The 16,181-nt window shown below is 64.9% G+C and carries 8 protein-coding genes; 2 read left to right on the forward strand and 6 right to left on the reverse strand.

What is annotated here, in order from left to right; all coding sequences use genetic code 11:
* Positions 1-21: 21 nt before the first annotated feature.
* Genes recD through recC form a run of 3 tightly spaced genes read right to left on the reverse strand, consistent with a single transcriptional unit; the run spans position 22 to position 9,133 of the window.
* A complete protein-coding gene (recD, locus tag B0G77_RS19930; protein ID WP_133663668.1) occupies positions 22-2,061 on the reverse strand; it encodes an exodeoxyribonuclease V subunit alpha in 2,040 nt (679 codons plus the stop codon).
* Positions 2,058-5,756 carry an exodeoxyribonuclease V subunit beta gene (gene recB, locus B0G77_RS19935; protein WP_133663669.1) on the reverse strand — a complete coding sequence of 1,233 codons (3,699 nt, stop codon included), beginning with the start codon at positions 5,754-5,756 and terminating at the stop codon, positions 2,058-2,060. The genes recD and recB overlap by 4 nt, the downstream gene beginning before the upstream one ends.
* A complete protein-coding gene (gene recC, locus B0G77_RS19940) occupies positions 5,753-9,133 on the reverse strand; it encodes an exodeoxyribonuclease V subunit gamma (protein ID WP_133663670.1) in 3,381 nt (1,126 codons plus the stop codon). Before recC ends, recB begins: the two co-directional genes overlap by 4 nt.
* A gap of 205 nt (positions 9,134-9,338) precedes the next feature.
* On the opposite strand from recC, the gene B0G77_RS19945 reads away from it, so the two are divergent.
* On the forward strand, positions 9,339-11,768 hold the full coding sequence (locus B0G77_RS19945; protein WP_133663671.1) for an FUSC family membrane protein: 2,430 nt from the start codon (positions 9,339-9,341) through the stop codon (positions 11,766-11,768).
* Between the two features lie 46 nt (positions 11,769-11,814).
* Here the strand turns inward: B0G77_RS19945 and B0G77_RS19950 are convergent, their stop codons facing one another.
* A complete protein-coding gene (locus tag B0G77_RS19950; RefSeq protein WP_133663672.1) occupies positions 11,815-12,015 on the reverse strand; it encodes a hypothetical protein in 201 nt (66 codons plus the stop codon).
* A gap of 118 nt (positions 12,016-12,133) precedes the next feature.
* A complete protein-coding gene (locus B0G77_RS19955; RefSeq protein WP_133663673.1) occupies positions 12,134-12,601 on the reverse strand; it encodes an Lrp/AsnC family transcriptional regulator in 468 nt (155 codons plus the stop codon).
* 128 nt (positions 12,602-12,729) lie between these two features.
* Here B0G77_RS19955 and B0G77_RS19960 point away from each other — a divergent pair, with 128 nt between their 5' ends.
* Positions 12,730-13,383: a cysteine dioxygenase family protein gene (locus B0G77_RS19960; RefSeq protein ID WP_133663674.1), complete on the forward strand. Its 654-nt coding sequence runs from the start codon at positions 12,730-12,732 to the stop codon at positions 13,381-13,383.
* A 30-nt stretch (positions 13,384-13,413) separates the two neighbouring features.
* Here the strand turns inward: B0G77_RS19960 and B0G77_RS19965 are convergent, their stop codons facing one another.
* Positions 13,414-16,029, reverse strand: a complete 2,616-nt coding sequence (locus B0G77_RS19965) for a mechanosensitive ion channel family protein (RefSeq protein ID WP_133663675.1) — start codon at positions 16,027-16,029, stop codon at positions 13,414-13,416.
* Between the last annotated feature and the right edge of the window lie 152 nt (positions 16,030-16,181).

Genomic DNA, 16,181 nt, shown 5'->3' on the forward strand with positions numbered 1-16,181 from the left:
GCATCGCCCCGGTGCCGTGTGTCATCCCACACGCTCCATGGCCTCGGCAATGCGCGCCGCGAGGCCGGAGTCGCGCTGCGTAGGCGTCACGATCGCCTGCGCCAGCACCGCGCGTGAGCCGATCACTTCGACTCGCTCACGCGCTCGTGTAATCGCCGTATAGACCAGTTCACGCGACAGCACGCGGCTGAACGCCGAAGGCAGCATCAGCGCCGCGTGTTCGAACTCCGAGCCTTGCGACTTGTGGACCGTCAGCGCGAACGCCGTATCGTGCGGCGGCAGCGCCGCGGGCGATACAGCCCGCAGACTGCCGTCGCCCGAACGGAAATACACACGTAGCACACCGTCTTCGCCCGGCAGCGCAATCCCGATGTCACCATTGAAGAGTCCAAGCGCGTAATCGTTGCGCGTAACCATCACAGGCCGGCCCGCAAACCAGCTGGCGCCGACTGCCAGCGGCACGCGCGCCACGCGGCGTATCTGCGCGGCCATCAGCGCGTTGATCTGATCGACACCGCGCAGACCCGAGCGCGTCGCACACAGAACACGAAAGCGGTTCAGCGCATCGAAAAGCGGAGCCGGCTCCGGTATGGTCGAGGCAAGCGCCACAGAGAGCGCTTCCGCATAAAGGGCAAAGCCGTTCGCGAGTCTTGCGATAGTGCGATCCCCTGGAGCCGGCCCCGGGTCTTCGTAGAATGCTGCGGCGCATGGACCTCCCGGGTCGGGAGTCAAGGTCGCGAGCGCGGCCTGTGGATCGCCGCGCCGGATCGCCAGCGAGAGCTGTCCGATCGGCGATTCCAGGCCAAAGCGGTAGTTGCGCTCAAGCCAGACGACGGCGTCAGCGAGTGCGGCCGGTTCGCGGTTTTGCTGCGGACTTGCGATGGCTGTCCGTTCTCCATGAGTTGCGTCGGCGAAAAGATCGTCGCCAGGCGGCAGCGGGTCAGGCGTGCTCGCCTCGGCAACCGGCAGCGATGCCGCAAGCTGAGATGCGTTGATGCCCAATGCCGCTGCAACCCTTGCGGTGCCCTTTGCGCTGAATGCCGGCTGCGCGCTGAGTTCGGCGAACACGGCGCCGGCTTCGACTGCCGCGAGCTGATCCTTGTCGCCGAGCAACACGAGACGCGTCTGCGGCGCGATCGCATCGAGCAGATGAGCAGCCATCGCGACGTCGATCATCGACGCTTCGTCGATCACGATCACATCGTAGGGCAACGGGTTGTCCCGGTGATGCCGGAAGCGACCGCCAGGCCCGCTCCCAAGGAGCCGGTGCAATGTGTACGAGGTCTGCGGCAGCCGGGCGACGATATCGGGCGGCAGATCACCCGCACGGCCGAGCAGCGCTTCCTGCATGCGCTGTGCCGCCTTGCCCGTCGGTGCGGCGAGCGCGATTCGCAAGTCCGGCGAGGCATCGAGCAGGCAGGCAAGGACGCCCGTCACCGTCGTCGTCTTGCCGGTTCCCGGGCCGCCGCTCACCACCGTCAGCCTGCCGGATAGCGCCATCACCGCCGCCACGCGCTGCCAGTCGACGGCGGCGTCCCGAGGTACGCCGAAGTAGCGGAGCAACCGGGCGCGGAGCGCTGACGGATCGTCGGTCTCTCCGTTGCCGCCAGAACCAGAGGCAGCCTGCGGGTCAACATCGCGCGCACCGTCTCCACGAGCGTGCGCGACAAGCGAGCGCGCGAGGCGCCGCTCGTAGTCGTAGTAGCGCGCAAGGTAGATCCGTCCCTGCCGATCGACGACCAGCGGTCGGAGTGCCGCCGCTTCCGCCACTCCGTCGCAAGCGACGCCGCTCGCGAACAACGCTTCGCGCACCTCCTCGACGGAAGCCTCGTAGCGGTCGGCCAACACGTGCAGCGGCACGCAGACATGCCCTTCGCCCGTTGCGCGGCTGATTGCGAATGCCGTGCGTTGTGCCCAGCGCACACTCATTGCCCCGCCGCCAAGACGTTTCGTCAGGATGCCGAGTCGTCGCGCGAATCCTTCCGCAAGGGCCGTACTGAAATCCGCCGGTGTAGGAAGTGAGACTTCAATGTCGAGCGGCGCCAGGTCGAACGTACTCATGCCGCGTCTCCGTCCATCAGCGCGTTAAGCGCGAAAATCAGTGCCGCCGAAGGCAGGCGTGCGTGCACGCCCGCTGTGCCTTCGACATCCCTCCACGCAGGACGCACCCCGCGCACGAACAGATACAGATAGCCGCCGATGTGCGTCTCATACGTGTAGCCGCGTACACGCGCACGCAGATAGCGATGCAGCGCGACGATATAAAGCAGCGCCTGAAGGTGATAGGCGTGACTGGCCATAGCGGTCTCGAGCGACGCGGCACCGTAGTCTTCAGGTGTATCGCCAAGATGATTCGACTTCCAGTCGACGACCCAGTAGCGGCCGTCGTGCTCGACGATCATGTCGATAAACCCTTTGACGAAACCACGCAGCACGCCCGGCTCCAGTGCAACGTCGGGGTAGCCGTGTGCAAGCAGCAGTTCGCGCAACGCCGGGAAATCGAGCGCGGTCGCAGGAAAGAGAAATTCAAGTTCGTTGAGACGCCGCTTCGGGTTCAGCGCGGCAAGCGTCATCCCCGGCACGAGTTCGGTTGCGACGACGTCCGCCAGCAGGTTGTGCATCATCGCCGGCATCCGCTGCGCGAGTTCGGGCACCGCTTGCGCGGGGCGCTCGCGCAACGCGCGAGCGATTGCTTTCGGCCATGTCTCCCGGCTGGCGAAGTCGGCCAGTTCGAACATCAGGTGCAGACATTCGCCGGCCGCTGCTCCACGCGGGAAAGCCAGGATGTCGTCGGGTGCATGCGCCGGACGCGGCGCGACGAGGAGTGTCGGCCCGGAGACTGCGTCCGCGATCTCATCATGGTCGGGACGCGCCTCTTCGACAGGCGCAGCAAACTCCTCGCTGCGCGCACCCGCTGCCACCAGTCCGCTGAAACTCGCCATCCTCCATTGGTCGCGTAGCAGGCGCCGGTTCATACGCGCCTGCATGCCTGCGCTGTCGATCTGCCCGCTTTCGAGCGGCACCCTGCGCGTGACGGGAGGTAGCGCCTCGATCGACACCGGGCCACCTGCCAGTGCATGCCATCGGTCGGACAACATGCTTTCATCGGGCGGATCGGAGCGCCAGTTGTCGAACTCATGGCCTTTGCCCGCGACCAGCCAGTTGAGCACACTGCGGCGCGACTCTTTCGTCGAACGCGACGACAGATAGACCCCGCCAACCAGATAACAGCGATAGACCGCGCGGGTCAAAGCCACGTAGACGAGGCGCGCCCTTTCGGCCGCCTGTTCACGGGCGGCATGGCGCTGGGCCCGCCCGGCTTCGTCATCGTCGCAGCCGTAATGCAGGACAGCCGCGCCTTCATCGTCGTGATACTCACGTGCATCGGGCAAACCCGACGACGGAGGATCACGCAACGAACCGTCGTTGAGGAACGGGCAGAACACGACCGCGTACTCCAGGCCCTTCGACTTGTGGACGGTCACGATCTGCACCAGATTGCGGTCCGATTCGAGACGCAGTTGTGCCTCTTCGCCGCCGCCCTGGGCGCGCTGTGCAGCCAGCCAGCGCAATGTAGGTGCGATGCCGGGCTGCGTCGCGGCGCGCGCCTGGATGAGTTCGGCGAGATGGTTCACGTCAGTCAGGCGCCGCTCACCGTCTTGCCTTGAGACAAGCCGTTGGGCGACCCGAAGCTCGCGCATCAAGGTGCGCCACATTACGGCAAAACCGCGCTCGCGCCATAGCGTGCGATAGCGCGAGAAGCGCTCGACCCAGTTCATCGCGTCGCCGGCATGGGCGGGATCGTCTGCAGACGATGGCGCGTCCGTCATCTGTGCGAGCCGCCACAACGCGGCCGCATCGAGGCCAAGCCAGTCGGTGGCGAGCGCGGCGCGCAAACGGCGCAGATCGCCGGGTGTATCGACAGCGGCCAGAACGCGCTCGATCTGTTCGGCATCGAGCGTTCCGAACACGGACGCCTGAGCCAGTTCGACGCTGCCAACACCCCAGCTTGCCAGCACGCGTTTGATCAGGCTTCCCTGGCGGTGCGTCTGCACGAGCACCGCGATGTTGCCGGGTTTGAGTGGTGTATTGCCGATCGCTACCGTGCCCTCGCGCGCCCCGCGCAACAGGCGCACGATCTCCGCGGCGCAGGCCTCACCGGCCTGCCGCTGCGCTTCGCGCTTCGTCAGCGCACGCTCGCCATCCGGCAGCATCCAGATGCGAAAGTCGCCGCTCTGCCCGCGTGAATCGATGAATGGCTGACGTTGCCGCTTGCCGGCGCGAACCGGCTGATAAGCGAGCCCTTCCAGCACGAACGCCTGCGGATTCGCTTCGAAGATGCGGTTGCAGGCAACGACCACCGGCTGCGTCGAGCGCTGATTGACTGCCAGCGTGTAGCGCGCGGACGCAGCGTCGCGTGCGGCGAGATAGGTATGCAGATCGGCAGCACGGAAACTGTAGATCGCCTGTTTGGGATCGCCGACAAGAAACAATGGTCCGGCCGGCGCGAAGATGCGATCGAAGATCGCAAACTGCAGCGGGTCGGTGTCCTGGAACTCGTCGATCAACGCGGCGGGATAGCGGGCGCGCAACGCGTCGGCGAGCCACGAATGAGCGGTGAGCGCTTGATACAGATTCGACAGCAGGTCATCGAACGACACCACGCGACGCGTACGCTTGCGTGCCGCGAGTTCGGCTGGCGCGGTTTCGAGCCATGTCTGCACGAGCATGAGCCAGCGGGCACGCTGTGCCGCCTCGGCCGCCACGACCGCGGCCGCCAGCTCATCTGCCAAAGCGAAGAATGGGTGTTCGGGCGGCTCGAACTTGACCTTCGTCGCTTTCTTCAGCGCGGACGCAGTCAGCTTCAATGCCTCACGCGGAGGCGGTGCATGGGCGTCGTCGCCGGCGAAATACGCGGTCCACGCCGCAATCGCCGCACTTAGTGCGTCCGGCTTGTGCGACGTTTTGCTCAGGCGGTCCTGCGATTCTTCGAGCAGACTCGCAATCGCATCGCGTTCCGCACGCCAGAGCTCGCGTGCGGTGTCGAAGCGGGTTTGCGTGTCGGCCGTGCCGCCGGTCTTAGCGGCATCGGTGCCGCCCCACCGCAGTTGCGCCAGCGGCTTTTTGAGGCGCCGGGCCAGTTGCTGGTCCAATGATGCTGGCCCTGCCCCCTTCGCCACCAGCCAGGCAGCGAACGCCGGATGCGCGGCCGCTACCGGTTCGACGCGTTCGCGCCAGAAATCCGCGGCAAGCTCGAACCGCAGCGACGCATCATCCGCTTCCATTTCGAACGCAAACGGCATGGCAGCCGCGAACGGCGCTTCCTGCAACGCGCGCTGACAGAACGCGTGAATGGTGTGAATCGCCGCCTGGTCGAAAGTACGCAGCGCCCGGCGCACAACCTTCGCTGCCGCCTGGCGATCGATGCCTCCTTCAGGCGCAAGCGTCGTTTCGAACAGCTGCGCGATGAACGGATCGCCGCCGTCGTCATCCGTCTCGATCGCACGCTGCAACTCGGTCAGCCGCCCGCGAATACGCTCGTGCAGTTCCGCGGTTGCCGCCTTCGTGAAGGTGACGACGAGAATCTGGTCGGCATTGAAATTCTTCTCGAGCAGCAGCCGCACGTATAGCGCGCAGATATTCCATGTCTTGCCCGTTCCCGCAGATGCCTCGATCTGGTTCACACCGTCCAGCGGACAGGCGAACACGTCGAGTTCCCGCGTGGCCGTTGCATGCGTCCCCATCGTGCCGCTCATGACGCACTCCGCAGATGTCCGAGGAGCGGCTTGAACACGATCGAGGCCAGCGCGCCGAACGGCTCGTCGAGTGTCATCGGCGTGCCTCGCAATGCGATGCGAAGCGAGGAATCGTCGGATTCGCCGCGTACGCGATCGTTGATCCAGGCGCCCTGCGCTGCCGCATCGCCAACCCTCACTTTCGCCCATGCGCTTTTTGGGAAGAAGCGCAGCGGCATCATTCGGCCTGCCCGGAACAACGCAGCGAGCGGCGCCAGTTCTTCGAGTGGAGCTGCAACCGGCGCAAGTTCGAACGTTTCGCCACTACCGTGCCACACCGTGCGCCGCGGGCCTGACGGATGCGTCGCGCAATAGACGAGGTGCGCGAGCCACGCAGAAAGATAGTCGCGCGCCGTTGGCCGGGCATATCGAAACATCACCTGGCCGTTTTCCGTCAGCAGGTTGAGCGTACCGTGCAGTTGTAGCGGCGCTTCTTCGGCCGCTGCGCGCAACGCTGAGTCATATGGGCCGAACAGCGGCGCATCGACCGTGTCAGGCCAGCGCGGCCGGATATCGAGCGCGAACGGCGCGCGCTCGACGCCTGCCGCCACTTCTCGCCGCACGCTGTCCGCCAGTTGACGCAACGCGCCAAGCTCACGGGCGCGCCAGACCGCGCCAGTCGCGCCGCCCGGCAGTTCGGGGCTCGCCTGCGCGATGCGGCGAGCGCGGTCGATGGCGCCCTCGTCCAGATCGCGATCCAGCAATCCCGGGAGTAACCGGTCAGCGAGCGCATCGCGGCCCGCGTAGTCGAGTTCGAACGGCTCGGTGTCGAGCAATTCACCCTGCGCATCAGACAGCACGATGCCAAGCCGGTCGCGCAGCAGCGCGCGCGCCGGATGGCGCCAGAAACGGACGAAATCGTCGAACGCAACCGGTGCTATATGTTCGGCAGGTAAAGGTTGAGCAAAGAACGCCGAAGCAGGCGCGCCCTGTGGAGCGGCCAGCAAGCCGGCAAGTTCCGCGCGATCCGCATCGTATGTGAAGAGGCCCCGCCGGGCGTCGAAATAGTCCGACGCGAACGGCTGCAATGGATGCTCGACGATGAATGCCCGCCGCGCCGCGTCGACTTCAGCCGGCGCGGCGCGAAGCCCTGCCGACTCCCGCGCCAGATGGTCGAGCAACTCGTCGACGAGCGCGGCCGGTGGCAACGGCGCGTTATCGCGGATACTACGTCCGGTATAGGCGATCAACAGACGGTCGCGAGCAGCAAGCAGAAGGTCGAGGAACAGGTTGCGCTCGTCGTCGCGGCGTTGACGGTCGCCCGGTTTGCCGAACACCGCCATCAGATCGAACTCGTCCGCACGTGCGAGGCTCGGCAGCACGCCATCGTCCATGCCGAGCAGACACACGACGCGATACGGCAAGCCGCGCAGGCTCGTCAGCGACGAGAACGTGACGCTCCCCCATGGCACGCCGCCGCGTGCAGGGTCATCGAGCGCTTCTGCGAGCGCCGTGCGCACCACCGCTGCCGGCAACGCTACCTCTTCAGCACCGGCGCGCATCGCTTCACTCATGGCGTCGAGCGCGTCGCGCACATCGGCCAGCGAATCCGCAAACTTAACCCCTGCGTCGAAGCACCGGCCGAGCGTTTCGAGCAATAGCTGGCTCCATTCGACCGGCGTGTGCTCCGCTTCGCAAAGGCGCGCGAAGGCATCGATATCGTCGACGAAACTCGAAAGCCGACCGAGCAGATCCGCGTCCGAGCCATCGGCGCCTTCGACGGGCAGCCACGCATCGACAGGCTCGCCGCCGTCCGGCATCGCATACCCGAGAAAGAGCCGCGTGAGGGCATCGGCAAATGTATGACGCGCGACCGGCACCGCTTCATGTTCCGGCTCGACGGGTGCGAGCCCGCGCCGCGCGCCCGCAGACGCCAGCCATTCCTGCGCAGCTTCGAGCGCAGGCGCATCGATACCGTAGCGCGCCGCGATCGCATCCACACGCAGCCATTCGATCAGGTCCGGTGCACCCACGCTACGCTCAGGCAACGCGAGCCAATCGAGCAGGACGCGCGCGACTGGATTGGCCTGCGACGGCGGCAGGCCGGTGATGCGATAGGGAATGCGCCGCGTGTCGCCAGCGGGCGCCGTGCCGAACACTGCATCGATCAGCGGGCCGGCCGCGCCGAGATCCGGGAACGCGACGAGCACATCGGACGGTTGAAGGTCGTCGAACTCGTCGAACCAGCCGAGCAGACGATCATGCAGCACTTCGAGCTGGCGCGACAGGCTATGACAGACATGAACCTCGATCCCCTGCTCGACAGGCGGCTCGCTTTCCTGCTCGTCCCGCAAATCGAGGATTGCGTTCTGCACGCTGGCGAGCCAGCTCGGCGCAGGGTTCTCGATGAAATACGAGGTTTCGCTCGACGCCGCGCTCTCGGTCAGTTCGTGCAACATGTGCAACTGCGCCTGCGTCTGCCTGCCCCATTCCGCCAGCAGCGGATGACCGACTTCCTGGTAATCGAGTTGTCCAGTTGCGTCGAGCAACTCGACCCGGCCTTCGCTGACGATGTCGAACCAGAATTCGCGACACGGGTTCATCACATAGAGACGCACATCGACCCAGCGCGACAGTTCGCGCAGCAGTGCGACGTGCAGCGGCGGCATCGTCGGCAGCGCGAACACGCTGACGGCCTCGGGCCAGTTCGCCCGCGCCACCGTATCGAGATCGAGCGTGCGCACTTCGTCGAGAAACCGGTAGGCAGGCGGCGTTGCGGCGGCAAGCGATTGCGCATCTCCCCCAACCTCCGCCAGCAGCGCGCGCCACAGCGCGGCTTGCCATTGTTCGTCCTCGCGCGTGACCTCGCTGCCGCCAGTCAACCGTGGGCCCTTGTCGTTCGCGGCACCTGCCCCACCCGACACGCCGGCGAAGATCGAGCCGCCCGACTGCCATTGCGTCAGCCACTCCGGGCGATACGTCAGGTAGTGATCCAGCACGGTGGCCACACGCCGCGCGAGTTCGTAGCGCATTGGCGCATCGGCGGCGTCGAGATAGCTGCGCAAGCGGGGCGACGCGTTCCATGGCGCGCCCTCGCCCTCCTCGCCCAGCAGCCTGTAGCAGCGCCATACCAGCCGGTCCGGTGCAAAGGGTGAATGCACGGGCACCGGAATCACGCCGCCAATCTGTGCCCACAGCCATTGCGCGAGGTAACGAAAGTTGACGTTGGCACACACGCCATGCTGCCTCGCGATATCGAGTTCAAGCCGGCGCCGCACGGCCGCACTCGGGACGATGACAGGTTGCGCAGTCCATGGGTCGGACGGCGCGGCGGACAGATCGTCAAGCAGTGCGGAAACGAGAATCTCGTACCGGTTCGAATAGAAGAGCTGGAGCATGGGGCCTATGGAAACAGCGGCGCCTCGTCAAACCCGGGCCGCAAACGACATTGTGGCGACAGCATAGCAAAGGCATCGACGGCACAGAACCAGGCCAGACGGACGAGGTCAGAACACGGCCAAAATCAGTTAGACTCGACCCAGCTTGAGCCTGTCCCTCAATCGCTTTTTTCGCCAACGGACCCAGGAAAAACCCAGGCATTCGATGCGCTATTCGGTCGAAATCAAGAAATTTCTGTATAGCCAGTACTTTTACGGCGGACTGCGTATCGCGGTCGGCGTATCGTTGCCGGCCGTCCTCTGTCTCATCGTGTTCCATAACCGTGAGCTGGGGTTCACGATCGCGACGGGCGCACTCGGCGCCTGCGTGGTCGACATGCCAGGGCCGCTCAAGTACAAGCACAACGAGATGCTCGCCTGCAGCGTGATCGGCTTTCTGTCGGCGCTTGCCACGGGGCTCGCCACGGTCAATGCGGTCGCCCTGTGGTGTACGGTCGTGCCGCTCACGTTCGTGCTCTCGCTGATCGTCGTGTACAGCAACCGCTGGCCGCAGATCAGCTTCGCGACGCTCTTCATGATGATCATGACGCTTGAAGAGCATTTCACGCCGCTGCAGGCGCTCCAGAACGCGTCGTGGATCCTGCTGGGCGGGCTCTGGTACACCTACTGGGCAACCATCGTGAGCCGCTGGCAGATGCACCGCATCGAACAGCAGGCGCTCGCCGAAAGCGTATTCGCCTGCGCAGACTACCTGGCCTCGCGCGCGGACTTCTACGATCTCGACAATGACCTCGACGAGTGCTATCGCAATCTGGTCGCGAGGCAGATCGCCGCTGTAGAACGTCAGGACGCCGCACGCGACATCGTGCTGCGCAACCTGCCCAAGCTCAAGAGCGGCAAGCTGGACGGGCGCCGCGCGGCACTTTTCAACCTGTTCATCAATACGGTCGATCTGCACGAGCTGTTCGTCGGCTCCCACACGGACTATCCGCTCGTGCGCACTACGTTCGGCGCCTCGGACCTGCTGGTTTTCTATCGCGACCTGATGCGCAAGGCCGCAGCGGACCTCGAAGACATCGGACTCGCGGTGCTGCAAAACCGTCCGCCGCGCGCCCGCGTGAACCTGAAGGCCGAACTGCGCGCGATCGAATACGAGATCGAGTTGATGCGCAAGAACGATCTGCCCAAGAAGAATCCGGAAGCATATGCGGCGGTGTCCGCCAGCTTCCGACGCGTATGGAGTTCGACGCGCCTCATCGACAAGATGCGCAAAAGCCTCTCCAGCGAGGCCGACGTGACGGAAACCGAACTGCGCCTCGACCAGGCGCTGTCGCGTTTCATCTCGAGCCGCCGTGTGCCGTACCGGCAGATTTTCTCGAATCTGACGATGGCCTCGCCGAGCTTTCGCCACGCACTGCGCGTAACGATCGCCGTGGCCGTCGGTTTCTGGCTCGGGCGCCTGCTGCCGCTGACGAATGCCTACTGGATCGTGATGACAACCGTCATCATCCTGAAGCCCGGCTATTCGCTGACCAAGCAGCGTAACGGGCAGCGGATAGTCGGCACGACGATCGGCTGCGCAGCCAGTATCGCGCTGATCGTCTTCGTCAAGGAGCCGCACGTCCTGCTCGTGGTGATGTTCGCGTCGATGGTGATGAGCTACAGCCTGCTGCTCTTCAACTACACGGCAAGCGTCGTCTTTACATCATCGTACGTGCTGCTGATGTTTCATCTGCTTGCGCCCGGCAGCCTGCACATCATCGGTGAGCGCGCGATCGATACGGTGGTCGGTTGCGCCATCGCGATCGCGGCCAGCCACCTGTTCCCGTATTGGGAATACCGGCTGATGGGCAAGCTCGTCAATGACATGATTGCAGCCACCCGGCAGTATCTGGAAGCCAGCTGGTGGTGGAGCGGCCGGCCTGCTTCCGCCAGCGCAGCCATCCCGCCCGACACCGTGACTGAAGCCGGTGCGCTGACGCCGATGGTTGCGCTGGCGGAAGCGACGTTGAATGGAGGTGGCGGCACAGCGACGCTCGATCAGGCCGCAGCGGGCGACGTGAGATCCGCCGTCGCCCCGGTGTCCGCGAGGACAGCGCCGGCCACCGCAGCCACGCCCGCGGCCACGGCTGCCGCCAGCGCGCTCGACCGTGACTACCGCTACCGTCTCGCGCGCAAGAATGTTCACGTAGCGTTTGCAAATCTCGGACAAGCGTTCCAGCGGATGATGCTCGAACCGAAATCCGTGCAGAAGTTCGTGCCCGAACTCAACGATCTGCTGGTGCGCAGTCACGTGCTCGCATCACAGATCACGGCGGCCGCGCCGCTACTGCGCACGTCTGCGCAACTACATGTCAGCGTGTCGCTGCAGCCACAGCAACGGGCATTGACCGTCGTTCGCGAGAACCTGGCCGAGGCGGAGGCCGGCACACCTCCGCCGCAAGACCAGTCCGACGTCACGAAGCAATTGACACGCGAACTCGACACGATGGTCGTTGCAGCAGAGCAGTCGCCCGGCTATTCCGCGGACTCGGTTCACGAACTGAAACTGCTTGCGCACCAATGCAAACAAATGGTCGTGGCGTCGTACCTGATCCGCAAGGACGCGAGCGTCATCCGTCTGCCCGAAGACTAGAAATCTGCAAGGCAGGCGATTATTGACCAGCGCGTGGGCCCGCACGTCATTGCGACGCGCCGGTTCCCCCTGTCGGACCTGTGGTCGTCGACACTGACGCCGCGGCGGGGGCAGGCGTGTTTTGTTCATCGAAATCGCGCTTTTCCCTGATCGCGTTATAGAACAGCGTTGCGATCACCAGCATCACCGCGACCACAATGAAGACAGCAATGCCAAAGGTCGGGTTCTTCTTGCGCGGATCGTTCATGGAGAGCACCCAGTTCGCGGGTTTTATGGAGAAAGCCGGCATTCTACGCCCACGTGCCTTGCACTCTCCTTGCGCCCTCTTCGCCATCGACCAAAAGATTTTCCTTATACAACAAGGCTCAGCCGTTGTAGCGAACGGGCAACGCCGTCGAATATTTGATCTGCTCCATCGCGAAACTGGAACTGACGTCATAAAGCGGCACCGCCCGGATCAGCAGTTTGTAGACGCGGTCATAGTCGTCGATATCCGAGACGACTACGCGCAACAGGTAATCGGTCTCACCGCTCATCCTGTACACCTCGACCACTTCAGGAATGCCCTGTACGGCCCGCGTGAACTCCTGCGCCCATGCTTCCGTATGCTGGTTCGTGCGCACCGCGACGAACACCGTCGTACCCACTCCCAGCTTGCGCGGATCGCATAGCGCCACCTGCGCCCGGATCACACCCGCATCCTTGAGACGCTGTACCCGTTTCCAGCATGGCGTCTGCGACAGGTTCACCCGTTGCGCCAGTTCGGCGATCGGCATCGTCGCATCTTCCTGAAGCAGTTCCAGCAGCTTCCGATCAATGAGGTCCATTCCCATGAGCCACCCCAATAGAAAATTATTCTACTTTTCAGGCTTCTCAGGAAATTATATGGAAACTCTTTCTCCATGCAAACCGGTATAAATAACGTTGTCCGATCACCACAGAACAAAGATTCCAACACCCCATGAACCACGCCGCCAACCTGTACGCTCTCGACCGTGCCGCCCCCGTTCGATCTTCCGGTGGCGACGCCCGTCTGCTGTCGCAAACATCTCACGCATTCGCGCAGCCCACCGCACTGGAACGCCTGTGCCGCACGCTCGAGCTGGCCTTCGAGCGGTCCGCGCAAGCCGACGAACCATCGCATCAGCCGGCCTTCGCACGCAGCGTCCGTGCGGCGCTGGCCGAGGCCGCCGTGGACGCCTCACTGCTCACGTCTGCCCAGCGCGAAGGGGCTGCCGATTCGTACCGACGTCACCTGCTCGCGGCCGATTCGCTTGGCCGCTACGCCGTCGCTGCGCTCGTCTGGATGCCCGGACAGGCGAGCCGCGTCCACGCGCATCACACGTGGTGCGGTTACGCGGTGATCGATGGCACGCTCACGGAAAATATCTACGGCTGGATCGCGGCGGACCAGTGCGCGAGCGAAGTACGCGCGCATCCTCGCGCGCGCGGCGCGGTTTCGTTCACGCGCGCCGGCTACGCCGGCATTCACCGGCTTGGCAACGCGAGCGACGCGCCCGCCATTTCGCTGCATCTGTACGGCGTGCCGGGCACGCAACTCGCGACGCATGTGAACGACTTCGTGCGCCTCGCGGACCAGCGCGTCAGCGCGTAAGCAACGCCGGTCGCGCGATCGTCCGGCTCCCTAGCTTCTGCCCGGCTCGCCGGCGGTGGGGATCTGCGGGGCGACCGGCGCGGATTCCCCCGTCGATGGCGGCGCCGGACGCGGCGCGTGTGACACGTCGCGCACGGCTGGCGCGACAGTCTGCGCCGGCGTCGCGGAACCACCCGCGGCCTGTGATCGCGCGGCCATGCGCGTCTCTACGTCGTCCTCGGCAACCTCCAGACCTTCGCTGTCCGCCGCCGACGTATAGACACGCATCTGCGGCACGGGAATCTCGATGCCCGCCTCGTCCATCTTGCGCTTGAGCCGAAGGTTGAAGGCCCGTGCAACGCTCCACTGCTGCAGCGGCCGGGTCTTGATCTGCCCTTTGACGACCATCCAGTTCGGGTCGAAACGGTCGAGCCCCCACACTTCCACCGATCCCAGCATTTCGCGCCGGTAGCGAAAGTCGGCCATCAGGTCTGCGCCCACTTCGCGGATCAGGCGAGTCACGTGGTCGACGTCCGCCGAGAACGGCACGCGCACTTCGAACACCGCATACGCGAAATCGCGCGACAGGTTCTTCACGATCTTGATCTGCGAGAACGGAATTGCGTGAATCGCGCCCTGCCCGTCCCGCAGACGCACGGTGCGGATCGTCAGGTGCTCGACGGTGCCCGCGTGTCCGCCATCGACGTCGATCCAGTCCCCGACCGAAATGGTGTCTTCAATAATGATGAAAAGGCCGGTGATCAGGTCAGTCACGAGCGACTGCGCGCCGAAGCCGATCGCAAGGCCGATCACACCCGCGCCGGCGAGCAGCGGCGTCACGTTGATGCCGAGATTCGCTGCCGTCACGATCCCCGCGATTGTCAGGATCGTCACGAGCAAGGCATTACGGATGAGCGGCAGCATCGTCCGCGCGCGCATGCTGGGATTGCGCCCCTTGATGCGTGGGCCGCTCGGATTCAGCGCTTCGAGAATCGCCGTGTCGACGAGAATCCAGACAAGCCATGCGAGGAATACCGTCGCGATGATCGCCGTCACCGCGTGCGCGATGCCGCGCGCGGTCACGCTTTCCTCGACAGCCTGCGCCAGCGAGATATCCCAGAGCCGCGCCGCAAACTCAAAGAACGCAAGCCAGATGAACAGCACCAGCAACGTGCCGACGAACCGCAGCAGCCGCGTGACGTAAGGCGAGCGCCGGCGCCGCCGGGCATCGCCGGGGCGCGTCACGCGAAACACGATCGCGCTCAGGAAGAAAGCCAGCACCAGCAGCAGCGCGGTGACGACCGAAATCTGCAGCACGTTCTCGCTCGTGCCGATGCCCGCTATCGTCGCGATGACCGAGACCGTCGCGAGCATCAGCATCGGCACATGCCAGAGGGAGGCGAGCACATCGAACGCGTCGGTCGCAGCCTTGTGGCCGTGCCGCTGTTCGTACGACCGGTTGCGGATCAGATGCGCAATCGGGCGGCGGAATGCAAGAGCGAAATATCCGGTCAGGAGTGCTGCGGACATGTTCGCGACCGTCGAGACCAACCCCGCGAGATTCGAGCCCAGTTGATGCGCGACATCGTAATTCACCGCGGCGTCGCCCAACGCGCCGCATATGCCGATCACGAACAGCAGCCGGCGGCCGCGCACGAGCAGCAGCCTCACGGCAACGCGCCGGTGGCCTGAGCCGAACAACGAAAACATGATGAGGCAGATCGCTGAAAACACCGCGCCGGCGACGATCGCATAGGCGATCACCGTGCCAAGGGTACGACCCAGGGCATCCGGCATCGCGCGGGCGAACAGTAACGCGGCGACGAAAGCGACAATCCAGGGGCCGACGCGCCGCAGCGCAAAAATCAGCAGTTCGCGCGTGGTCGGGTTGGGGTCCAGTTCGTAGACGATGCTAAAGCGGGCATACAGCCAGTGCTGCAGGTAGATGAGCCCCGCGGCGCAGGCGCCCCAGCCAGCCAGCATCGCAAACATGTCGAGCAGCACGCGGCCGAACGACTCGCGCCCCTGACTCGTGACGATCGTATACAACTCGTTGCCCGCCGCGTTGAGGCGTCCAGACCAGTAGCGCAGCGGCGTGTGACCGTTGTTGACGTCGGCCTCGACCGACGCGATCCCCGACGCGATCGCGCCCAGCAGGCCAGGGCTTGGCTGCGCGGGCGCGGCGGGTCCGACGGTTCGCGAAACGTCGCGGAACTTTTTCAGCTGGGCGACCAGCGCGGCGCGTTGATGGTCGTTATCGAGCGTCGTGATGACGTCGTCGAGCGAATGCGCCAGTTCGGCCTGGCTGGCCGGCGACGGCGCCGATGCCGCTTCCGCCGCCGATCCCCCCCGTGCGCTGGAGGCTGACGACACGGTCGCGCTATTGATCAGGCTCTGCAGCGCAGGAATCACGGGCGTGCCGGCCGCACGCGCGAGCCCGGGCGACAGGCCAAGACAGACAGCGCAGACCGCCACGGCCAGCCACGCGCCGGCAGCCCATGCGAACCACCCGGACCACCCCGCCCCCTCACACGGCCGGGCGAGCAAAGATACCGCGCGTGCAAAAGCGCGATGGCGACGGGGGGACTGGTATGCGGCGCGAACAGCCGGTGGCGCGCCAGCAGACGGCGCGCCCCCGGATTCACGCCGCGACGGGCATGACTTCATCGGATTCGGAGACAGAACGGGACATGCCAGTGTAGCCGCAGTTACGGGCAAGACGCGTTCGCATGCGTAACCGAATGTTAGGACGCTTGCGGTGCAGGCGAACACGACGAACCCGCCTGCGCCGCCTTTCGACCTCTCAAGTGCTCAGGAAT

The organism is Paraburkholderia sp. BL10I2N1 (assembly GCF_004361815.1).
Taxonomy (GTDB): domain Bacteria; phylum Pseudomonadota; class Gammaproteobacteria; order Burkholderiales; family Burkholderiaceae; genus Paraburkholderia.